The following is a 22,349-nucleotide window of genomic DNA, read 5'->3' on the forward strand; positions in this document are numbered from 1 at the left end:
GTGGTGCCGTGTGGCGGTTACGCCTCGAAGACCTCGCTCATCAGCTGCTGCTGCTCCGCCTGGTGGCGCTTCGCGGAGCCCACCGCCGGCGAGGAGCCGTGCGGCCGCGACACGCGGCGCAGGCGCTCGCCCGCCGGGACGTCCGCGCCGACGGCCAGGTCGAGGTGGTCGATCAGGTTCAGCGCGATGAACGGCCACGCACCCTGGTTCGCCGGCTCCTCCTGGGCCCAGATGTACTTCGCCGCGTTCGGGAACTTGGCGATCTCGGCCTGGAGTTCCGTGCCCGCCAGCGGGTACAGCCGCTCGATGCGGATGATCGCGGTGTCCGTGATGCCCCGCTTCTCGCGCTCGGCCTCCAGGTCGTAGTAGACCTTTCCGGCGCAGAAGACGACCTTGCGGACCGCGCTCGCATCCACCGTGCTGTCACCGATGACCGGACGGAACGAACCGGTCGTGAACTCCTCCGCCTTCGACGCCGCCGCCTTCAGACGCAGCATCGACTTCGGGGTGAAGACGATGAGCGGCTTGTGGTGCGGGTTGTGGACCTGCCAGCGCAGCAGGTGGAAGTAGTTCGAGGGCAGGGTGGGCATGGCCACCGTCATGTTGTCCTGCGCGCACATCTGGAGGAAGCGCTCGGGACGCGCGGACGAGTGGTCCGGGCCCTGGCCCTCGTAGCCGTGCGGAAGGAGCAGCGTGACGCCGGAGGTCTGGCCCCACTTCTGCTCGGCCGAGGAGATGAACTCGTCGACGACGGTCTGCGCGCCGTTGACGAAGTCACCGAACTGGGCCTCCCAGAGGACCAGCGCGTCCGGGCGGGCCAGCGAGTAGCCGTACTCGAAGCCCATGGCCGCGTACTCGGAGAGCAGCGAGTCGTAGACGTTGTAACGGGCCTGGTCGTCCGACAGGTAGAGGAGCGGGGTGTAGTCCTCGCCCGTCTCCCGGTCGATGAGGACCGCGTGGCGCTGGCCGAAGGTGCCGCGGCGGGAGTCCTGGCCGGACAGCCGGACCGGGGTGCCCTCCATCAGCAGCGAGCCGAAGGCGAGGGTCTCGCCCATGCCCCAGTCGATGGTGCCCTCGTCGATCATCGCCGCGCGGCGCTGCAGCTGCGGCAGCAGACGCGGGTGGACGGTCACGCCCTCGGGGATGGTGACCTGGGACTCGGCGATCCGCTTGACGACGTCCTGGGAGATCGCGGTGTTGACGGCGACCGGGAAGACGGCGGACGTGCCCGGGGCGGCCGGCGCGGCGACCGCGGGCTGCGTGGCGGCCTCGCGGACCTCCGCGAAGACCTTCTCCAGCTGGCCCTGGAAGTCCTGGAGCGCCTGCTCGGCCTCTTCCAGCGTGATGTCGCCGCGACCGATGAGGGACTCGGTGTAGAGCTTGCGCACCGAGCGCTTCTTGTCGATCAGGTCGTACATCAGCGGCTGCGTGAAGGCCGGGTTGTCGGACTCGTTGTGGCCGCGGCGGCGGTAGCAGATGAGGTCGATGACCACGTCCTTGTTGAACGCCTGGCGGAACTCGAAGGCCAGACGGGCCACGCGGACGACCGCTTCCGGGTCGTCGCCGTTCACGTGGAAGATCGGCGCCTCGATCATGCGGGCCACGTCGGTCGCGTACATCGAGGAACGCGAGGACTCCGGGGCGGCGGTGAAGCCGACCTGGTTGTTGATGACCACGTGCACGGTGCCGCCGGTGCGGTAGCCGCGCAGCTGCGACATGTTGAGCGTCTCGGCGACGACGCCCTGGCCCGCGAAGGCCGCGTCGCCGTGGAGCGCGAGGGGGAGGACCGTGAAGTCCGTGCCGCCCTTGTTGATGACGTCCTGCTTGGCGCGGGCGACACCCTCCAGGACCGGGTCGACCGCCTCCAGGTGCGAGGGGTTCGCGACGAGCGAGACCTTGATCTGCTCGCCGTCCAGGCCGGTGAAGGTGCCCTCTGCGCCCAGGTGGTACTTGACGTCGCCGGAGCCGTGCATGGACTTCGGGTCGAGGTTGCCCTCGAACTCGCGGAAGATCTGGGCGTACGACTTGCCGACGATGTTCGCCAGGACGTTCAGGCGGCCGCGGTGGGCCATGCCGATGACGACCTCTTCGAGGCGGGCCTCGGCGGCCGAGTCGATGACGGCGTCGAGCAGCGGGATGACGGACTCGCCGCCCTCCAGGGAGAACCGCTTCTGGCCGACGTACTTCGTCTGCAGGAAGGTCTCGAAGGCCTCCGCCGCGTTCAGCCGGCGCAGGATGCGCAGCTGCTCCTCGCGCTCCGGCTTGGAGTGCGGGCGCTCGATGCGGTCCTGGATCCAGCGGCGCTGCTTCGGGTCCTGGATGTGCATGAACTCGACGCCGGTGGTGCGGCAGTACGAGTCGCGCAGCACGCCGAGGATGTCACGGAGCTTCATCATCGACTTGCCGGAGAAGCCGCCGACCGCGAACTCGCGCTCCAGGTCCCACAGGGTGAGGCCGTGCTCGGTGATGTCGAGGTCGGGGTGCTTGCGCTGCTTGTACTCCAGCGGGTCGGTGTCGGCCATGACGTGGCCGCGGACCCGGTAGGAGTGGATCAGCTCGAAGACGCGGGCGGCCTTCGTGACGTCGTCGTCGTGCGAGGCGTCGATGTCCCGGTTCCAGCGGACGGGCTCGTACGGGATGCGCAGCGACTCGAAGACGGCGTCGTAGAAGCCCTCCTCGCCGAGCAGCAGGTTCGCGACGATGCGCAGGAACTCGCCGGAGGCCGCGCCCTGGATGACCCGGTGGTCGTAGGTCGAGGTCAGGGTCATGACCTTGGAGATGCCCAGCTTGTTCAGGGTGTCCTGCGAAGTGCCCTGGAACTCGGCGGGGTAGTCCATGGAGCCGACGCCCATGATGACCGACTGTCCGGGCATCAGGCGGGGCACGGAGTGCACGGTGCCCAGGCCGCCGGGGTTCGTCAGCGAGACGGTGACGCCGGTGAAGTCGTCCATCGTCAGCTTGCCGACACGGGCGCGGCGGACGATGTCCTCGTAGGCCTGCCAGAACTCGAAGAAGTTGAGGGTCTCGGCCTTCTTGATGCCGGCGACGACGAGCTGGCGGTCACCGTTGGGCTTCACCAGGTCGATCGCGAGACCGAAGTTGATGTGCTCCGGCTTGACCAGGGTCGGCTTGCCGTCCTTCTCCGCGAAGGAGTAGTTCATGGCCGGCATGGCCTTGATCGCCTGCACCATCGCGTAGCCGATCAGGTGCGTGAAGGAGATCTTCCCGCCCCGGGCGCGCTTGAGGTGGTTGTTGATGACGATGCGGTTGTCGAACAGCAGCTTCACCGGGACGGCGCGGACGGAGGTGGCCGTCGGCACGTCGAGGGAGGCGTTCATGTTCTTGGCGACAGCAGCCGCCGGGCCGCGGAGCGTCACCAGCTCGGGGCCCGCGGGGGCCCCAGTGGTGGGCGCGGCGCCAGCCGCTCCGGTGGAGCCGGTGCTCGCAACGGGGGGCGCGGCCTTCTGGGCGGCTACGGAGGAGGGGGCGGGCGCGGCCGGTGCGGCGGCCGGGGCCTGGGAGGTGACAGTCACAGCAGGGGCACCAGAGGGGGTGGCAGGAGCAGGGGCAGGAGCTGGCACAGGCGCAGAAGGGGGCGCGGCGGCTGCCGCTCCGGTGGAGCCGGTGCTCACACCGGGAGTCGGGGCAGGGGCTGCGGCGCGCGCCGCCCCCGTGGCGGCGGCGTCGGTGACCTGCGGCGCGGCGGTGACGGTGGTGGCGGCCTGTGCGGAGGCGCCGTCCGTCGTCGCGGCCTTCTCGGGACCGTCCGACTTCACCGGAGCGACAGCGCCCCCCGGCTTGTAGTCGGCGAAGAAGTCCCACCAGGCCCGGTCGACCGAGTTCGGGTCCTGGAGGTACTGCTGATAGATCTCGTCGACGAGCCACTCATTGGCACCGAAGCCTGAGGCGGGGTTCTTCCCGCCCTCTGCTGCTTCGGTCGTGGTGCTCGAGTTACTGGGGGACTGTGGCGACACGGCGGCAACCGCCCTCTTCCGCTTCACAAGGTATGGACAGCGGGAATAAAGGCTACGCCTCCTCGGGCGCTGCATGCAGGCCGGGCGGGACTTACGTCGCGCAGGTCACATCGAACGGCGGGTTTCATCACGTGGAATGGCGGGAAACGAGCCTGGTTCGGGTAGGGGGTACCGAGGTTGCGGCCCCCTTGGCTTCGCACCCCTGACGGACCCCGGGTACGTGTGGCCGAGATCATGTCCTTCCCACTCGAACCCTACGTCAACGCGGCGCCTATGAGCTGCCCGGAAGCGTGACGAGGATGCGGCAGCCGCGTGATGATTCGGCCACTCCGATCCGGCCCCCGTGCAGCTCCACGGCCCAGCGGGCGATCGCCAGGCCCAGTCCGGTGCCTCCGTCGCCGCCGCGCGCGCTGCCCCGGTTGAACCGCTCGAAGACGCGGTGGCGCTCCGCCTCGGGGATGCCGGGACCCTCGTCCCGTACTTCCAGCACGAGACTTCCGGGCGCGTCGCCGGTCCGGGCGCGGACCGTGACCCGGCCGTGCGGAGGGCTGTGCTTGACCGCGTTGTCGATCAGATTTGCGACCACCTGGTGCAGCCGCTCGGCGTCCGCGTGCGCCCACAGCTCGGGCGGGAACACGTCCAGGTGCAGGTGCACGTCGTTGCGCGTGTGCCCGCCCGACCCCGAGAGCAGCCCCGGCCGGCCGGCGGCCGCCAGCCGCGATTCCTTCAGCACACCCGACAGGTACGGCCACACCTCGAACCGGCGCGCACGCAGCGGGACCACGCCGTTGTCCACCCGGGACAGGTCCAGCAGGGTCTCCACGAGCCCGCCGAGCCGTTCGGTCTGCTTCAGCATCGTGCGCATGGTCTCCGGATCGGCGGCCGAGACCCCGTCCACCACGTTCTCCAGCACCGCCCGCAGCGCAGCGATCGGCGTGCGCAGCTCGTGCGAGACGTTGGCGACGAGCTCCTTGCGGTGCCGGTCCACGGCCTCCAGGTCGTCCGCCATGAGGTTGATGGTGGAGGCCAGGTCGCCCAGCTCGTCGCGGCGACCCGCCCCGCGTACCCGCCGGGTGAAGTCGCCGTGGGATATCGCCCGGGCCACCCTCGTCATGTCGTCCAGCGGCGCCGTCAGGCTGTGTGCCACGAACTGGGTGATCAGCATCGAGGCGATCACCGAGAAGACGGTGATGAAGCGCAGCTCGGTGTCGGTGCGCAGGGCCACCAGCAGCAGGCCCGTGGTGATGAAGACCGAGACCACCACGAGCGTGCCCAGCTTGGTCTTGATCGAGAAGGGCGAGAAGGGCCGCAGCCCCGCCGGAGGCCGTTGCCGCTGCCGCAGCCGGTTCGGCGGGCCACTCACGTCTGGGCCGGGGTCTCCAGGGCGTACCCGACGCCGTGGACCGTACGGATCCGCTCCGCGCCGATCTTGCGGCGCAGGGCCTTGATGTGGCTGTCGACGGTACGGGTCCCGGACGCGTCGGCCCAGTCCCACACCTCGGCCAGCAGCTGCTCGCGGGAGAGCACCGCCCGCGGGGTGCCGGCCAGGCACACCAGCAGGTCGAACTCGGTGGGGGTCAGGTGCACGTCCTCGGTGTGCACCCGGACCCGGCGCTGCGCGTGGTCGATCTCCAGATCCCCCAGGCGCAGGGTGGCCCCGCGCGGGGTGTGCGCGGCCATGGTGGCCCGCTCCACGCGCCGCAGCAGTACGTGGACCCGGGCGGCCAGCTCGCGCATCGAGAACGGCTTGGTCATGTAGTCGTCCGCCCCGACCCCGAGCCCGACCAGCAGGTCGGTCTCGTCGTCGCGCGCGGTGAGCATGAGCACCGGTACGGGCCGCTGGGCCTGGACCCGGCGGCAGACCTCCAGCCCGTCGAAGCCGGGCAGCATGATGTCGAGGACCAGCAGCTCGGGCAGCCAGCTCTCGGCCGCCGTGACGGCCGAGGGGCCGTCGCCGGCGGTCTGCACCTGGAAGCCCTCGGCGCGCAGGCGGGCCGCGATGGCCTCGGCGATGGTGTGGTCGTCCTCGACGACCAGCACACGCCGCTGGGCGCCGGGTGTCGCCGCGGCGCCCTGATGGGTGGTGTGTGTCTGTTCCATGTCCGCCCCTGAAGATCCCGCGTGAATGGGGTGCAGCGTAGAGGAGGCGTCGGCCTGCGGCTACGTGGGGTTCGGACATGGCATATGTGCTGGACCACAGTAAGCGGAATGTGATGTACCGGGTACCGGTCCCCCCACGGGACCGGTACCCGGCGGGCGAGACCGGTCAGGTGCCTCGCCGTTCCTGCCCTCCGAGGGGCGTCGGGGGGTGCCCTGCAGACCCCTGGAGGGTCAGCCCGTGGCCGTGCGGGAAGACCGGGTCGAGAGTGTCGTTCGGCACATCCGGACGGGAGGCCTCGACGGCCTTCACCCAGCGCTACGCCCGGGTGCTCGGCTACACCGTCGACCTGCTCGCCGCGGGCGTCGCACGCGGCGAACTGCGCCCGGACACCGACTGCGAGGCCGTCGGCCGGGAGATCCTCGCCGTCATGGACGGCCTGCAGATCCAGTGGGTGCCGGCGCCCGGAAGCGTGGACATGCCGGCTCGGCTGCGTGGATTCCTGGACAGGCTGCTGCGGGACATCTCGGCCACCGCCTGAGGGCCGCCCGCCATCCCCGGTGGATCGGCGCACGGCGTCGGACGCGGCGCGTCCCACGGCGGCGGGGCGCCCTCATACGGGGCGCACCCGGGCGTTCGGGCAACCCGGCGAAATGCCGTGGCCGTCTCGTGCGCCCGGCGGGAGGGGCGGGACAGGCCTCAGGGAGTGGTCTCCCCGCCGGTGAAGGGGGGCAGTGCGTCCAGCACCTTCGTCAGGCCCTCCGGCAGGGACCCCTGGTCGCCGGACACCTCGTGGCCGTCGTGCACGAAGGAGTACGAGAACCCGTCGTAGATCGTGGGGCCGCCCGTCACGATCGGGGGCAGCCGGGCGAAGCCGGACTCCCGCAGGGCGGTGCGCAGGCCGGCGAGTTCCGCCGCGGACAGCTTTCCGGTGCCCGCCGGCCGCGCCTTTGCGTCCAGCCGGGTCCAGGAGCCGTCGGCCTTGACGACGAGCGTGTGGGTCTGCCCGGCGAAGCCGCCCGTCCGGGTGACCCGGACCAGGGTCTCGCCGGCGGCGGGGACCTGGCCGGCCGGGGGGCTCGCGCCGGGCTCGGCCGTCGCGCTCGTCGTGGGACGCGTACCGGGGCTCGTACGCGCGCCCGAGCCCGGGTCCGCGGACGTCGGGTCCGCGGACCTGCTCGGGTCCGCGGACGCGCTCGTGCCCGGCTTCGTGGAGGCATTCGGGGCCGCGTCGTCGCCGCCCCAGGGACCCGCGGGCCCGCAGCCCGCCAGGACCAGCGTGCTCAGCACCGCCACCGCAACCGTTCGTAACGTGCGCACACCCACCTCCGCCGGGACTCGGGTCCAACCCCGAGTATGGAGTCCGCACCCCCGTTCCGACACCCGTCCCGACCGCACGCGGAGGCCGACATCAGCCGGATCGCCCCCTGGCGCCTGCTCCCGCCGCTGCTGGCCGTGCTCCTCGGCCTGTGGGGCCTGGAGCGGGGGGGCAGCATGTGGCGCGACGAGTCCGTCACCTGGCAGGTGGCCCACCGGCCGCTCGGCCAGATCGTGGAGCTGCTGGGCCGGGTCGACGCCGTCCACGGCCTGCACTACCTGCTCATGCATGGGCTGTTCCAGGTGGGGGAGGGCGGCCTGTGGACGCTGCGGCTGCCCTCCGTCGCCGCCACCGCCCTCGCGGCCGCCGGAGTGGCCGCCGTCGCCCACCGGCTCGCGGGGGAGCGGGCGGCACTGCTCGCGGGCTGCGTGTACGCCGTACTGCCTCCCGTGCAGACGTACGCCCAGGAGGGCCGCTCGTACGCCCTGGTCGCGGCCGCCGTGGTGTGGGCGACGTACCTGATGCTGCGCGAGCGGTGGCCGGCCTACACGGTGGTGCTGCTGCTCGGCTGCTGGCTGCACGAGTTCGCCGCGCTCGCCCTGCTCGCCCACGCCTGCACCGCGTGGCGCTCGCGCGGCTGGCGGCGGAGCTCCGCGGTCGTGGCGGTCCTGCTGCTGCCGCTGGCCGTGGTCAGCGCCCGGCAGGCCGGGCAGCAGCTGGGCTGGCTCGGGCGGCCCGGCTGGGAGGACTGGGTGGCGTACGCGGTGGTGGCCGGCGCGGCCCTGCTGCTCGCGCGGGGCGCTCCGGGCGACCTCGTCCGGGTGGCGCTCCCGCTCGTCCTGCTGCCGCCCGGGTTGCTGATGCTGATCTCACTGTTCGACCCCTGGTACGTCGACCGGTACGTGATCTACGCGCTGGCCGGGCTCGCCCTGCTGGCGGGGGCCCGGCTCGCGCGGGCCCGCGGATGGTGGCCGTGGCTGCTGGCGGGCGCGCTCCTGGTGCCGTTCGGCATCTGGTCGGTGTGGCTGCGTACGCCGGAGAGCCGCAAGGACGACGTGCTCGCGGTGGCGGCCGCGGTCCGGGAGCGGGCGCGCCCCGGGGACGCGGTGGTGTTCATGCCCTCGCGCAGGCGCGAGTGGCTGCTGTCGTCGCCTGAGCTGTACGGGGAGCTGCGCGACGTGGCCCTGGACCGCACCCCGGCGGCCTCGCACAGCCTCCAGGGCACCGAACTGCCCCCGGACCGGATCCGCGCGGCGCTGCTGGCCTCGCCCCGGGTGATCGCCCTGCTGGACCCGGCAGGCCAGCCGCTGGACCCGTACCCGCGGGAGGCGGTCAAGCGGGAGGGGCTGGCCGCCGGCTTCGACCTGTGCTCGGTGGACGGGGTGCGCGGCGCCCGGGTGGCGGTCTACGCACGGCCGGGCGGGTGCGGCTGAGGTCCCGGCCGGGCGGCTACGGCCGGCGTCCGGGCCGGGCGGGTGCGAGCAGGGTCCGAGGCCGGTCGGCGTGAGCCGCGTCGCGGACGCGGGAGGGCAGGCCCGGTCCTGCGCGGGGGTGGCTGTGCGTCAGGTGCGGACGGACCGGAGGATGGGGCGACCGCGTCGTACAGCCGGCGGGCCGCGCCTCCCCGGCGGGCGGGCGCGGCGCGCCGAGCCCCAGGAGGTGCCGTATGCCCACGTCCCCGAACTCCGCGTCCCCGAACTCCGCGTCCCGCGAACCCGGATCGCTCCCCGGACCGCTCGTCGGGGTCGACTGGCTCGCCCGACGGCTGGGCGCGCCCGGCCTGGTCCTCTTCGACGCCTCCGTCGGCGCCCACCGCGCCGCGGCCCACCGGATCCCGGGCGCCCGCCCCTTCGACCTCGACGGGGCCCTGTCCGACCACACCGCGCCCGCCCCGCACACCATGCCCGGGGCCCCGGAGTTCACCGAGGCGATGCGCGTCCTCGGCGTCGAGGACTCGGACACCGTCGTCGTCTACGACGGCGCCGGCGTCTACTCCAGTGCCCGCGCCTGGTGGATGCTGCGCGCCATGGGCTTCGACCGGGCCGCCGTGCTCGACGGGGGACTGCCCGCCTGGACCGCCGCAGGCCTGCCGACCTCGCCCACGTGCCCCGCGTACGCGGGCCCGGGCGGCTCCTTCACCGCCCGGCCCAGGGCCGGGCTGCTGGTCGACAGCGCCACCGTCGCGCGTGCCCTGACCGACCCGACGGCGGCCGTCCTCGACGCCCGCACCCGGGAACGCTTCGCCGGCACCGCCCCCGAACCCCGACCGGGCCTGCGCGGCGGCCACATGCCGGGCGCGGTCAACCTGCCGTTCGCCGAACTCCAGGACCGGGACGGGCGGATGCGCCCCTCCACGGAACTGCGCGCGGCCTTCCGGGCGTTGACGGGGGAACGGGAACGGCTCTACCTCAGCTGCGGCTCCGGGGTGACCGCCTGCGTCCTGGCCCTCGGCGCCGACCTCGCCGGGTACGAGGAGATCGCGGTGTACGACGGCTCCTGGAGCGAGTGGGGCATGCCCTCGGAACTCCCCGTGACCGGGGGGTAGCCCCGCCAGGGGTCCAGGTGGTCCGTACCGCCTCCGGTGACGTCACCGTCGGCGGCCTGTCCGCCCCGGGCCCCGACGTCCGCGCCCCGTCCGGCGACGCCAGACCGGACGCCGCCTCCGCCGCCTCCGCCTCCTCCCGCCTCTCGGCGAAGACCACGTCGGCGACGTCCGCATCTCCGCGGTCCCACGTGTTCGCCCCGGGCGAACGGGCCTTGGGGAACATGGGGAGGCGCCCATGCATTGAGTCGGCAGAGCTCAACTTCACTGCCGGAGGGAAGATCATGGCTTCGACGTCCGTCACACTCACCCTGCCCGTACTGCCGCTCGACGACGAGGTCGTGCTGCCCGGAATGGTCGTACCGCTGGACCTGTCCGACGCCGACGTGCGCGCCGCCGTGGAGGCGGCGCAGGCCGCCGCCGGGAAGAGCGGCAGCGGGAAACCCCGGGTCCTGCTCGTGCCGCGCGTCGACGGCACGTACGCCGGGACCGGTGTGCTCGGCACCGTCGAGCAGGTCGGGCGGCTCTCCGGCGGGGACCCCGGGGCGCTCATCCGCGGCCTCGGCCGGGTCCGCATCGGGGCCGGGACCACCGGCCCCGGAGCCGCGCTCTGGGTCGAGGGCGAGACCGTCGAGGAGACGGTGCCCGATCCGCTGCCCGGGGCGGTCGCCGAGCTCGTCAAGGAGTACAAGGCACTCGCCACCAGCTGGCTCAAGAAGCGCGGCGCCTGGCAGGTCGTCGACCGGGTCCAGCAGATCGAAGGCGTGTCCGCGCTCGCCGACAACTCGGGGTACTCACCCTTCCTGACGGTCGGGCAGAAGGTCGAACTGCTGGAGACCGCCGACCCGGTCGCCCGCCTCAGGCTCGCGATCAAGGCCCTGAGCGACCACCTCGCCGAGCAGGACGTCGCCGAATCCATCGCCAAGGACGTCCAGGACGGCGTCGACAAGCAGCAGCGCGAGTTCCTGCTCCGGCGGCAGCTGGAGGCCGTACGCAAGGAACTGCGCGAGCTGAACGGCGAGAAGGACGGCGAGGAGTCCGACGACTACCGCGCCCGCGTCGAGGCCGCCGACCTCCCCGAGAAGGTACGGGAAGCCGCGCTCAAGGAGGTCGAGAAGCTGGAGCGGTCCAGCGACCAGAGCCCGGAGGGGTCCTGGATCCGGACCTGGCTGGACACGGTGCTGGAACTGCCCTGGAACGAGCGCACCGAGGACGAGTACGACATCCGCGGGGCCAGGGCCGTGCTCGACGCCGAGCACGCGGGCCTCAGCGACGTGAAGGACCGCATCACCGAGTACCTCGCCGTCCGCAAGCGGCGCGGCGAACGCGGCATGGGCGTCATCGGCGGCCGCCGCGGCGGCGCCGTCCTCGCCCTCGTCGGCCCGCCCGGAGTGGGAAAGACCAGCCTCGGCGAAAGCGTGGCGCACGCCATGGGCCGCAAGTTCGTCCGGGTCGCCCTCGGCGGCGTCCGCGACGAGGCCGAGGTCCGCGGCCACCGCCGGACCTACGTCGGCGCCCTGCCCGGCCGGATCGTCCGGGCGATCAAGGAGGCCGGGTCGATGAACCCGGTGGTTCTCCTCGACGAGATCGACAAGGTGGGCTCCGACTTCCGCGGCGACCCGGCGGCCGCCCTGCTGGAGGTCCTCGACCCGGCGCAGAACCACACCTTCCGCGACCACTACCTGGAGGTGGAGCTGGACCTCAGCGATGTCGTCTTCCTGGCCACCGCCAACGTCCTGGAAGCCATCCCCGAGGCCTTGGCCGACCGTATGGAACTGGTCCGGCTCGACGGGTACACCGAGGACGAGAAGGTCGTCATCGCCCGCGACCACCTGCTCCCGCGCCAGCTGGAGCGCGCCGGGCTCGGCTCCGACGAGGTGGTCCTGGAGGAGGACGCGCTGCGCAAGCTGGCCGGGGAGTACACCCGCGAGGCCGGCGTACGCACCCTGGAGCGGTCCCTCGCCCGCCTGCTGCGCAAGGTCGCCTCGCAGCACGAGCTGGGGGAGCGGGAGCTGCCCCTGAACATCGGCGCCGGCGACCTGCGGGCCCTGATCGGGCGCCCGCACCACGTACCGGAGTCCGCCCAGGACCCGGCCGAACGGCGCACCGCCGTCCCCGGCGTGGCCACCGGCCTCGCGGTGACCGGCGCCGGCGGTGACGTGCTGTTCGTGGAGGCCTCGCTGGCCGACCCGGAGACGGGCGCGGCCGGCCTGACCCTCACCGGTCAGCTCGGCGACGTCATGAAGGAGTCGGCGCAGATCGCGCTGAGCTTCCTGCGCTCGCACGGCGCGGAACTGGAGCTGCCGGTCGCCGACCTGAAGGACCGGGGCGTGCACATCCACTTCCCGGCGGGCGCCGTGCCCAAGGACGGCCCGAGCGCGGGCATCACCATGACCACCGCACTCGCCTCGCTGCTCTCCGGACGGCAGGTGCGCACGGACGTGGCCATGACCGGCGAGGTCTCGCTCACCGGCCGCGTGCTGCCCATCGGTGGGGTGAAGCAGAAGCTGCTCGCCGCGCACCGGGCCGGACTGACCACCGTCATCATCCCCAAGCGCAACGAGGCCGACCTGGACGACGTCCCGGCGGAGGTGCTGGAGACGCTGGAGGTGCACCCGGTGACGGACGTGCGGCAGGTCCTGGAGCTCGCCCTGGCCCGGGCGGAGGTTCCGGTCGTCGCGGCGGCCTGACGCGTGCACACGGCCCGGTGTCCCGCTCCGGCGGGGTACCGGGCCGTCGGCACACCCGCTGCGAAATACTGGCCCCCCACCCACCGGGGTGCCGGACACCATCGAAGGAGCGGGACGTGCACGGGAGTGAAGACCAGGAGTTCCTTGCCCTGGAGCGGGAGCTGTCCGTCTTCCTCCGGAGGGCCCGCGCCTCCTCGGGCGAGATGGCCCGCGAGCTCCACCCCGAGCTGGAGCCGGCCGCGTACGGGCTCCTCGTACGCCTGGAGGCGGCCGGCCGGCAGCGAGCCACCGAACTCGCCGCCTACTTCGGGGTCGGCAAGGCCACCATGAGCCGGCAGCTGCGGGCCCTGGAGGTCCTCGGCCTGGTGGCCCGCGAGCCGGACCCCGCCGACGGCCGGGCTTCCCTGGTCGGTCTCACGGAGGAGGGCCGACAGCGGTTCCTGCAGGTCCGGGGGGCTCGGCGCGAGCAGTACATGCGCAAACTCGCCGACTGGGACCGCGGCGAGGTGGCGGAACTGGCCCGGCTGCTGAACCAGTTGAACGCGGGCGGGGAGTAGGGCGCTCCGCCGCAGGGCCGACGGCGTGCGGCCGGGGCCGGCGTGCGCCCGGGGGGTGTTCGGAGCAGGGCACGCTCAGAGCTCCGCGTAGACCGCCGACGCGTCGTCGTGCCGCTTGTACCGGGCCGACGGGCGGGCCGGGTCGGACTCGATGGCGCGCACCCGGCCGATCAGGCCCTGCGCGCCCTCCTTGCCCAGCACCGCCAGGCAGTCGGCCCAGTCGCCCTGCCCGAAGGTGTCCGTCCACCGGCTCGCCCCGTCCGTGAGCGCGGCCACCGCCCGCACCCGCCCGCGCGGAGTGCGCCCCGTCACCGCCCGAAGCGCCACCGCCGGGTCCGCGGCCGCCGTGAAGAAGCCGCCCTCCGCGTTGCGCAGGGCGTCCGTCCGGGCCACCGAGCGGAGCACCTCCGGCGGGACACGGTCCAGCCGGTCGTCGAGCACGGCCGTCACCTCGCCGCCGGGCGCCTCCAGGAGCAGTACGGAGTCCGAGAGGACGAGGTGCTCCACGTACTGCGCGTCCCAGCGGACGAGGACGACCGTCGCCTGCGGAGTCCGTACGTGAGAAAGGTCACAGGTGTCGCGGTGGGCATCGGCCGTGGCGCGGACGGACTCGGCCAGAACCTGAGCGAGCGGCATGTCCCGCCGTGATCCGGACAGTTCGGTCAATCGGCCGCCGAGGCGGGCCGCGAACCAGGGCACCCCGTGCACGCATCCGTCGTCGCCGCCCGGCGGGGTGACCCCGTCCAGGACCACCAGGACGCCGCCGCCCGAAGCGGGGATCGCGGCCGACACCCAGTCCTCATTGGGGCGTTCCTGGTGGCCGGGGGCCGAGGCGAGGTCGATGCGCATACCCGCATTCTGCCGCGCGGGAGGCGGCGGGCGCGGGCAGGTCCGTACCGGACCGGATGCTCCCGGGCGGCTCCGCGCACCGGCCGCCCGGGACGGCCGGCGAGGGTCGCGACGGCGGGGCGGTCGTGTGGGCGGGCATCCTGCCAAAGCCCGTATCGATCTTTCAACCACCTGTCCACGGAGACGCTCCGGCACGGGGTGCCCGAGTTGGTCGGCAACTCATCCGTGATGTTCACTCGTTCGAGTGGCCGGTTGGGCGATGTGCGGCTCTCTCCCCAGCACGCTGCAAAGGTCTGAGGCGGTACGAGGGAGCAGGGGGCGTTTACTTGTTGACCGGCCGTTACCTCGGCCACACGAGTAGACGAGCAAGAGCACACGTACAGGATTGCGAGCACCGGTGCAGAAGAAGCGGTCTCGGAAGAACGGCACCGCCGCCGACGGCCCGGCCCCCGCAGGACGCCGCGTCCGCGTGCGCCGCAGGCTGGTCGTCGGCGTAGCCGTCGCCGGCCTCACCGTCCTCGCGGCAGGCGCGCCCGCCGTCGTCTCCGCCTCGACGGAACTGAACGACTCCCAGCGCCTGGTCACCCTCGCGGAACGGACCCGGCAGACCCTCACCCTCACGCACCTCCTCGGTGACGAGCGTGACGCGGTCGTCGAGTACGCCGCCAAGGGCCGGCCCGGCACGGCCAAGGGGCCCGTCCAGGAGCGCATCGCCGGGACCGACCGGCAGCTCGCCGAGGTCCAGGCCGAGGCCGACGAGGCCACCGCCCGGGCCCTCGCCCGGGTACGGACCGTCCGCGCCGAGGCCGTCGACGGCAAGGGCAGCGCCCTCGCCGCCCAGCAGGCCTACGCCGGAGTCATCGCGGAACTCCTCGCCCCGGGCGCCCAGCTCGCCGAGCTGACCCCGCCGCGCGCCGGGGCCGCCCTGACGACCACCCGTCCGCTGGCCCCGCTGGGCCAGGCCGTGGAACAGGCCTCGGCCACCCGTGGACTGCTGCTCGCCGCGCTGGCCGTCCCCCGCGGTGAGCAGCCCCCCAACGCGGCCGTGGTCGACGAACTCACCACCGCCGCCCAGCGGGCGCGCGTACGGGAACAGGCCGCCCTCGACGACTTCGCGCGGGCCGCGCGGCCCGACGTACGCCAGACCCTGGCCGCCACGGTCACCGGCCCCGAGGTCAAGACGGCCGACGACTTCCTCAAGCGGCTCACCGACCGGCCCACCCTGACGCCCGCCGACCGCAAGACGGACGGGCCCACCGTCGGCACCGCGCTGACCGCCCGCATCGACCGCATGCGCACCGTGGAGGCCACCCTCGCGAGTGAACGGGCCTCCGCCCTGGCCGCGCTGCGCGACGACGACGTGACCCGGCTCGAAGTCGCGATCGCGCTGCTCGGTGTGCTGTTCCTGCTCGCCGTCGGTGTCTCGACCGCCGTGGCACGGTCGCTGACCCGGCCGCTGTCGGTCCTGCGTCGCGGAGCGGAGCGGCTGGCCACGCCGGAAGGCTCGGTGGAACCGGTGCGGTTCACGGGCCGCAACGACGAGTTCGCCGAGGTCGTACGCCACCTGAACGCGGTGCGCGACCAGACGGTCTCCCTGCACACCCGGATCGCCGGGCTCGACGCCGACCGGCGCCGGATCATCGGCCGCAGCGAGGCCCTGGCCGCCGGCCGGGAGGCACTGGAAGAAGAACTGACGCAGTTGCGGGCGGGGCTGGAGGAGCACCGGCGCATCATGTCGACGACCTCCGTCTCGCTGTCGCTGCGGACCCTGGGCCTGGTGGAGCGCCAGCTCGCGGTCATCGAGGAGCTGGAGTCCAAGGAGCAGGACCCCGACCGGCTGGCGACCCTCTTCAAGCTGGACCACCTGGCGACCGTGATGCGCCGCCACAACGAGAACCTGCTGGTCCTCGCCGGGCAGGAACACGGCCAAGGGCAGGGCCTGCCGGTGCCGCTGGTCGACGTGATGCGGGCGGCCGTCAGCGAGATCGAGCGCTACGAGCGCGTCGAACTCGCCGCGCTGCCCTCGTACACCCAGGTCGCGGGACACGCCGCCGACGACATCTCGCACGTGCTGGCCGAGCTGCTGGAGAACGCGACCACGTTCTCCCCGCCGGACGTCAAGGTGAAGGTGTCCGGCCGGCTGCTGGGCTCCGGTGACGTGGTGCTGTCCGTCGTGGACGAGGGCATCGGCGTCACCGAGGGCCGCCTGGAAGCGCTGAACACCCGGCTGTCCACGCCCGAGGCCTACGACGAGGAATCCGAGGCGGAACACGGCCTCGGCCTCGGCCTGTACGTGGCCGGGCGACTCGCGGCCCGGCACGGGGTCACCGCCGAGCTGCGCACCCCGCGGCACGGCGGGACCGAGGCCCTGGTGGTCGTCCCGGCGGCGCTGCTGCCCACGACTCCGATGGTCTCCCCGGTGCACACCCTGGCCATGCCGGGCGGGCCCGCTCTGCGGCTGCCGGGAGTGATAGCGGAGGCGAACGAGAACACGCTGCCGACGCGACGGCGCGGGTCGCATGCCGCTCCGGACCCGGACGAGGACCCGGCTGTGGAAGCGGCCGTGGAGGCGGAAGCCGCGGCCGAAGCGAAAGCGGAAGCCGAAGCCGAAGCCGAGGCCGAGGCTGCTGCCGAGGTCGTCACCGAGGCGCCCGTCGTCCCGGCCGCCGTCGAGCCGCAGCCGCAGCCGCAGCCGGAACCCGCGTCCGAGTCCGAGTCGGTGCCCGCCGTCGCGGCGGTCCCGATCACCCTGGCCGAAGCACTGGCCGGCCCCGCGGTCGTCGCCGAGTCCCCCGCGGAGCCGGGGCCGGTGCCCGCCGAGGTCGTACCGGTGCCCGCCGAGCCGGTGTTCACCGCGGAGTCCCCGGCCGGGGACACACCGCCCGCCGAGCCGGTGTTCGTCGCCGCGCCCCGCGCAGCCGAGCCCACTCCCGAAGACCAGCTGCTCGCGCGGGTCGTCCCCGACGCGGAGCCCGCCGCCCCCGGCGGGGCGGACCCCGCCGAGGAGCTCCCGACCGCGGCGCACACCGCCGCACCCGTGGCCGACGTACAGGAAGCCGAACCGGAGGCGGAGCCGCACACCCACGCCCCGGCCGAGGGCAACTGGCTGCCCCGCCAGGGCAGCCACCCGGCCGACCAGGCCGAGAGCGAAGGCGCCGTCACCGACAAGGGCCTGCCCAAGCGGACCCCGCGCACCGTCCCCGCCGAGCGCGCGGCCCGTGCCGACGGACCGCCCGAGCCGCCACGCCGGATCGACGCCGAGGAGCTGCGGCGCCGGCTCGGAGGCTTCTACCAGGGAGCCCAGGACGGACGGCGCGTCGTCGCCGCCGAACTCGCCCAGGACCAGGAGCCCGGCCAAGCCCCTGGCCAAGCCTCTGACCAGGCGCTCGACGAGGCCCTCGACCAGGCCCCCGACCAGGGGCGGAAGCAGCGGCCGGGCCAGAGCAAGACCGACCGGGGGGACACCGCACAGGAGGCACGCAAATGACCGCGCCCAGTACGTACGGACTGAGCACCCAGGCACGCAACCTGCAGTGGCTGCTGACCGACCTGGTCGAGGAGGTGCCCGGCGTCAACTCCGTCGCCGTCGTCTCCTCGGACGGGCTGCTGCTCCTGTCCTCCGACCCGGGAGCGGGCACGGCCGAACCGGCAGACCGGCCCAAGCCCCGGGGCCCGCGCGGCGCGTCCGCCGACCTGGCCGCCATCGTCTCCGGCCTCGGCAGTCTCACCACCGGCGCCGCCGCCCTCATGGAGACCGGTTCGGTCAAGCAGACCATGGTGGCGATGGAGCACGGCTCCGTCTTCGTCATGGCCATCAGCGACGGCTCACTACTGGGCGTGCACGCCACCCCCGACTGCGACATGAGCGTCGTCGCCTACCACATGGCCCTGTTCGTCGGCCGCGCCGGCCACGTCCTGACCCCCGAAGTCCGCAGTGAGCTGCGCCAGTCGATGGAGAACACCCCGTGAGGAGTACGGCCTCCGATCGGCTGCCGATACGCGGCGCCGACCGCCGCCCCGCCCGCGTCCGCCCGTACTCCCTCACGGGCGGCCGCACCCGCTTCACGCAGGTCCTGCACGTCGAGACGTTCGTCGCCGCCCTGGACGCCAAGGTCTCGGAGCCGCAGAAGCCGGACCGCATGCCCGAGATGCCCGCCATCGTCGAGGTCTGCCGCCGCATGCGGACGATCGCCGAGATATCCGCGCTGCTGAAGCTCCCGCTCGGCGTGGTCCGCGTCCTGGTCAGCGACCTCGCCGACCAGGGCCGGATCCGCGTCTACGGAACGGGCCACGGCAGTGGCCGTCCCGAGCGCGCGCTGCTGGAAAGGGTGCTCAGTGGTCTTCGCCGTCTCTGACAGTCCGGTGTGCCCCGCGGAGTCGGACGACGAGCCGGCCCAGCCTTGGCAGTACGACCGCTCCCGCGCACCCGTCGCCGTCAAGGTGCTGGTCGCGGGCGGCTTCGGCGTCGGCAAGACGACCTTCGTCTCCTCCGTCTCCGAGATCACCCCGCTGCGCACCGAAGCGGTGATGACCCGGGCCAGTGCCCCGACCGACGACCTGTCCGGCACCCCGGACAAGAGCACCACCACGGTCGCCATGGACTTCGGCCGCGTCACCCTCGACGACGACCTCGTCCTCTACGTGTACGGGACCCCGGGCCAGGAGCGGTTCTGGTTCATGTGGGACGACCTGGTGCGCGGCGCCATCGGCGGTCTGGTCCTGGCCGACACCCGCCGCCTGCGCGACTGCTTCCCGGCCCTGGACTACTTCGAGACCTGCGGGCTCCCGTACGCCGTCGCCGTCAACCACTTCGACGGCTCGCAGTCGTACGAACCCGAGGACGTGCGCGAGGCGCTCAGCGTCCCGCCCCACGTACCCGTCGTGATCATGGACGCGAGGCGCCGCGACACGGTGGTCGAATCACTCCTCGCCCTGGTGGGCCACGCCCTCGACACCACTCCCGAACAGAGAACGTGAGAGATGCGCAAGATACTTGTCGTAGGAGCCGGCCAGTCCGGTCTCCAGCTCGCCCTCGGACTCCAGTCGAAGGGGTACGACGTCACCCTCATGTCCAACCGGACGGCGGACGAGATCCGCACCGGGCGGGTGATGTCCACGCAGTGCATGTTCGACACGGCGCTGCAGCACGAGCGTGATCTCCAGATCAACTTCTGGGAGCAGCAGGCCCCGAAGATCGAGGGCCTCGGCGTCTCCGTCGCCACCCCCGACGCCGGCCGCGCCGTCGACTGGCTCGGCAGGCTCAAGGGGTACGCGCAGTCGGTCGACCAGCGCGTGAAGATGGCCGGCTGGCTCGACACCTTCGCGCAGCGGGGCGGCCAACTGGTCGTCCACGGCGCCTCGGTCGCCGACCTCGACTTCTTCTCCCGTACCTACGACCTGGTGCTGGTCGCCGCCGGCAAGGGCGAGCTCGTCTCGATGTTCGGGCGGGACGCGGCGCGTTCCCCGTACGAAGCCCCGCAGCGCGCGCTCGCCGTCGCCTACGTGCACGGCCTCGGTCCGCGCCCCGAGCACCCGCAGACGGAAGTGGTCCGCTGCAACCTGGTCCCCGGCGTCGGCGAGCTGTTCGTCATGCCCACCCTGACCACCTCGGGCCGGGCCGACATCTTGTTCTGGGAAGGCATCCCGGGCGGTCCGCTGGACGTCTTCAACGGGGTCAAGGACCCGGCGGAGCACCTGGCGCTCACGCTGGAGCTCATGGAGAAGTTCACGCCGTGGGAGTACTCCCGCGCGACGAAGGTGGAGCTGACGGACGCGGGCGCCACGCTGGCCGGCCGCTACGCGCCGGTCGTCCGCAACCCGATCGGACGCCTCCCGGGCGGCGGCCTGGTCCTGGGCGTGGCTGACGTGGTCGTCGCCAACGACCCGATCACCGGGCAGGGCTCCAACTCCGCCGCGAAGTGCGCCGCCTCGTACCTGTCGTCGATCCTGATGCACGGGGACAACCCGTTCGACGAGGCGTGGATGAAGGCGACCTTCGACAAGTACTGGTTCACCACGGGCAAGCCGGCGACCCAGTGGACGAACGCGATGCTGGGCGTCCCGCCGGAGCACGTACTGAACCTGATCGGCGCGGCCGGGCAGCTCCAGCCGGTGGCTGATCGGTTCGCCAACGGCTTCGACAACCCGGCCGACTTCGACGCGTACTTCTACGACCCCGAGGACACGGCCGACTACCTGGCGGAGGTCGCCTCCTCCGTCGGGGCCTCCTCGGCGGAGTAGCCGGTATCGTCCCCCACCTGCGCCGCCGGTGCCTCCGGCAGCGCGGGCGGGGTGAACTCCGCGAGCGGGGCGCCGTCCGGGTCCGGCCGGACCGCCCCCAGCAGCGGGTTCGCGGCGATGGGCGAGACCTTCACCAGGGAGCCCGGTCGCGGCGCCTGGATCACCTTGCCGTCGCCGACGTACAGGCCCACATGGGTGGCCTTGGGGAAATAGACCACCAGGTCCCCGGGCCGCAGCTGGTCCAGCGGCACCTTCGGCAGCTGGGCCCACTGCTCCTGACTCGTCCGGGGGATGGCGCGCCCGGCGTGCGCCCAGGCCTGCGAGGTCAGCCCGGAGCAGTCGAAGGACCCCGGCCCCTCCGCGCCCCAGACGTACGGCTTGCCGATCTGGGCCGCCGCGTAGCCGACGGCGGCGCCACCGGCCGCCGTCGGGGTGCCCGTACGGGTGGGGAGACGGCCCGAATCGACCAGGTTCCGCTGCGCGGCGGCGGTGTTCTCGGCCTCCTGCGCGCCGAGCCGGGTGAGCTGGTCCGGGGTCAGGGCGGCGAGTACCCGCTCGACCTCCTTGAGCTGCGCCGCGACCTCGTCCTTGTGGAGCTTCTGCTGCGCCGCCAGGGTCTGCCGGGCGTCCAGGGCCTCGCGGGCCCGTACGGCGAGGGCCTCGGCCTTCTTCTCGCCCCGGGCGAGCCGGGCCAGTACGCCCGCCCGCCGGGCCCCCTCGCGGGCGGCGAGCCGACGCTGGTCCAGGGCGGCCTGCGGATTCCCGGCGAGCAGCATCCGGGCGTACGGGGAGAGCCCCAGGCCGCCCTGGTACTGCTCCCGGGCGAGCCGCCCGGCGATGGCCCGCTCGGAGTCGAGCGCCGTACGGGCCTTGCCGAGCTCGGCGGCGCGCAGCCGCTCCTCGGCCTGGCCGGACCGCAGGGCGACGTCGGCGGCGTTGTACGCCTCGGTGGCCTCCTCGGCCTTCTGGTACAGACCCTGCAGGCGGGTGAGCAGCACCCCGACGGACTCCCCTTCGGGAAGCCCCGGCTCGGCCCGGGCCCCGGGGACCGGGCCGGCGACGACGAGCACTGCGGCGATGCAGACGGCACGAAGGGGCCGCCGCGACAGTCGATGTGACATGGGATCACCTCCGAGGCGGCCGATGCTGCCACGCCCGGTATGACAAATCCCCCAACGGAGTCGGCCGGTCGCCGGGCCTCACCCGGTTGGGGGCGGGAGGCGACTCTCGCGTCACCCCGACGCGCGGCAGGCCTCGCGGCTTTCGCGGTCGATCGCCCGGGCGCCGGCGCCCGGGCACAGGTGGCCGGGCTCGTCGGGGTCGACCACCGACGGAAACGGTGCGGATCCGGCCGTCGAACATCGTGAAGGCCAGGGCGCGGAGCACCGTGCCGTCCGGGTCGTCGCCGATCATGCCGTGCCGCACTCCCGGCCAGGAGGAGCGGGCGGCGCGCGTCGTGGATCGCACCATCGACCGCGTACCGCTGCGGTTCGTCTGTGAGACGACGGGCGGCGGGGGCTACGCCGCCGCGCCGTTCCCGGATAGGTCGATCCGGCCGTACCGGGCTTCGCGTCGGCCGCGGCGGCATGCGCCGGCGTCGGGGTCCTGCCGGCGCGGCGCCGGGCCGGGACGGCCCCGGCCGACCGACGCGGGTCAGCCCCGCAGCAGGCGGGCCTTGGCCGTCGTGAACTCCTGGGGGGTCAGCAGGCCCTCGCGGGCGAGGCCGGCCAGCTGGGTGAGCTCCGCCACCAGGCCGGCCGGGGCGGTCGACCCCGCCGCTGCGGTGCGCTCCGGCGTGATAGCCGCCGATGGCTCCGGTTCGGCCGGCTGCGGGGGCTCGGACGGTGCCCCGGCCTGGGGTTCGAGCGGCCCGGCCTGGGGTTCGAGCGGCGGTCCGGCCTGCGGTTCGATCCGGCCCATGGGGCTCGCGGCCGCCGGGCTCGCGGTCCCCACGGAGCCCGCCGTCGCCTCCGCCGTTCCCGCCGCCCGCGCCAGCAGGCCCCGCAGCAGCGGGTGCCCCGGCGGGCGGTTCGCCGCGCGGACCGTCACCCCCATCGGGCGGATGAACATCAGGCCACCCC

Annotated in this window: 17 protein-coding genes; 10 read left to right on the plus strand and 7 right to left on the minus strand. The window is 73.3% G+C overall.

All coding sequences use genetic code 11. From position 1 onward, the window contains the following. Positions 1–17 precede the first annotated feature (17 nt). The 3 genes from ACWGIU_RS04715 to ACWGIU_RS04725 form a co-directional block, all read right to left on the minus strand. Positions 18–3,974, minus strand: a complete 3,957-nt coding sequence (locus ACWGIU_RS04715; RefSeq protein WP_453702407.1) for a multifunctional oxoglutarate decarboxylase/oxoglutarate dehydrogenase thiamine pyrophosphate-binding subunit/dihydrolipoyllysine-residue succinyltransferase subunit — start codon at positions 3,972–3,974, stop codon at positions 18–20. Between the two features lie 271 nt (positions 3,975–4,245). After that, positions 4,246–5,316 (minus strand): HAMP domain-containing sensor histidine kinase, encoded by a 1,071-nt coding sequence (locus ACWGIU_RS04720; protein ID WP_453702436.1) that lies wholly within the window; start codon positions 5,314–5,316, stop codon positions 4,246–4,248. Between the two features lie 17 nt (positions 5,317–5,333). Continuing rightward, the gene (locus ACWGIU_RS04725) at positions 5,334–6,074 is read right to left on the minus strand and encodes a response regulator transcription factor (RefSeq protein ID WP_030730938.1); all 741 of its coding nucleotides are present in this window, start codon (positions 6,072–6,074) and stop codon (positions 5,334–5,336) included. Positions 6,075–6,340: 266 nt separating this feature from the next. On the opposite strand from ACWGIU_RS04725, the gene ACWGIU_RS04730 reads away from it, so the two are divergent. Then, positions 6,341–6,613: a TetR family transcriptional regulator C-terminal domain-containing protein gene (locus tag ACWGIU_RS04730; protein WP_453702410.1), complete on the plus strand. Its 273-nt coding sequence runs from the start codon at positions 6,341–6,343 to the stop codon at positions 6,611–6,613. Between the two features lie 158 nt (positions 6,614–6,771). Here ACWGIU_RS04730 and ACWGIU_RS04735 read toward each other — a convergent pair whose 3' ends face one another. Further along, positions 6,772–7,392 (minus strand): hypothetical protein, encoded by a 621-nt coding sequence (locus ACWGIU_RS04735; protein WP_453702412.1) that lies wholly within the window; start codon positions 7,390–7,392, stop codon positions 6,772–6,774. Between the two features lie 36 nt (positions 7,393–7,428). On the opposite strand from ACWGIU_RS04735, the gene ACWGIU_RS04740 reads away from it, so the two are divergent. From ACWGIU_RS04740 to ACWGIU_RS04755, 4 genes are all read left to right on the plus strand, one after another. Then, complete coding sequence (locus ACWGIU_RS04740; RefSeq protein ID WP_453702414.1) at positions 7,429–8,823, plus strand: glycosyltransferase family 39 protein; 1,395 nt, start codon at positions 7,429–7,431, stop codon at positions 8,821–8,823. Between the two features lie 233 nt (positions 8,824–9,056). Further along, a complete protein-coding gene (locus tag ACWGIU_RS04745) occupies positions 9,057–9,935 on the plus strand; it encodes a sulfurtransferase (protein ID WP_453702416.1) in 879 nt (292 codons plus the stop codon). A gap of 281 nt (positions 9,936–10,216) precedes the next feature. Next, positions 10,217–12,622, plus strand: coding sequence for an endopeptidase La (gene lon / locus ACWGIU_RS04750; protein ID WP_453702418.1), 2,406 nt, complete (start codon positions 10,217–10,219; stop codon positions 12,620–12,622). Positions 12,623–12,738: 116 nt separating this feature from the next. Continuing rightward, positions 12,739–13,179 carry a MarR family winged helix-turn-helix transcriptional regulator gene (locus tag ACWGIU_RS04755; RefSeq protein ID WP_453702420.1) on the plus strand — a complete coding sequence of 147 codons (441 nt, stop codon included), beginning with the start codon at positions 12,739–12,741 and terminating at the stop codon, positions 13,177–13,179. A 75-nt stretch (positions 13,180–13,254) separates the two neighbouring features. Here the strand turns inward: ACWGIU_RS04755 and ACWGIU_RS04760 are convergent, their stop codons facing one another. Continuing rightward, positions 13,255–14,028 (minus strand): hypothetical protein, encoded by a 774-nt coding sequence (locus ACWGIU_RS04760; RefSeq protein ID WP_453702421.1) that lies wholly within the window; start codon positions 14,026–14,028, stop codon positions 13,255–13,257. A 397-nt stretch (positions 14,029–14,425) separates the two neighbouring features. On the opposite strand from ACWGIU_RS04760, the gene ACWGIU_RS04765 reads away from it, so the two are divergent. Genes ACWGIU_RS04765 through ACWGIU_RS04785 form a run of 5 tightly spaced genes read left to right on the plus strand, consistent with a single transcriptional unit; the run spans position 14,426 to position 20,268 of the window. Further along, positions 14,426–17,515: a sensor histidine kinase gene (locus ACWGIU_RS04765; protein WP_453702423.1), complete on the plus strand. Its 3,090-nt coding sequence runs from the start codon at positions 14,426–14,428 to the stop codon at positions 17,513–17,515. Continuing rightward, positions 17,512–17,997 (plus strand): roadblock/LC7 domain-containing protein, encoded by a 486-nt coding sequence (locus tag ACWGIU_RS04770; RefSeq protein WP_453702425.1) that lies wholly within the window; start codon positions 17,512–17,514, stop codon positions 17,995–17,997. Before ACWGIU_RS04765 ends, ACWGIU_RS04770 begins: the two co-directional genes overlap by 4 nt. Beyond that, positions 17,994–18,383 (plus strand): DUF742 domain-containing protein, encoded by a 390-nt coding sequence (locus tag ACWGIU_RS04775; RefSeq protein WP_453702427.1) that lies wholly within the window; start codon positions 17,994–17,996, stop codon positions 18,381–18,383. The genes ACWGIU_RS04770 and ACWGIU_RS04775 overlap by 4 nt, the downstream gene beginning before the upstream one ends. After that, positions 18,364–19,005, plus strand: coding sequence for a GTP-binding protein (locus ACWGIU_RS04780; RefSeq protein ID WP_453702429.1), 642 nt, complete (start codon positions 18,364–18,366; stop codon positions 19,003–19,005). Before ACWGIU_RS04775 ends, ACWGIU_RS04780 begins: the two co-directional genes overlap by 20 nt. 3 nt (positions 19,006–19,008) lie before the next feature. Next, positions 19,009–20,268, plus strand: coding sequence for a styrene monooxygenase/indole monooxygenase family protein (locus ACWGIU_RS04785; RefSeq protein ID WP_453702431.1), 1,260 nt, complete (start codon positions 19,009–19,011; stop codon positions 20,266–20,268). Here ACWGIU_RS04785 and ACWGIU_RS04790 read toward each other — a convergent pair. Together ACWGIU_RS04790 and ACWGIU_RS04795 are read right to left on the minus strand one after the other, a co-directional pair. After that, a complete protein-coding gene (locus tag ACWGIU_RS04790) occupies positions 20,220–21,389 on the minus strand; it encodes an NlpC/P60 family protein (RefSeq protein ID WP_453702433.1) in 1,170 nt (389 codons plus the stop codon). The genes ACWGIU_RS04785 and ACWGIU_RS04790 overlap by 49 nt on opposite strands. A gap of 532 nt (positions 21,390–21,921) precedes the next feature. After that, a partial coding sequence (locus tag ACWGIU_RS04795; RefSeq protein ID WP_453702434.1) for an SHOCT domain-containing protein occupies positions 21,922–22,349 on the minus strand: 428 nt, incomplete at its 5' end.

Source organism: Streptomyces sp. NPDC054840, from assembly GCF_053611065.1.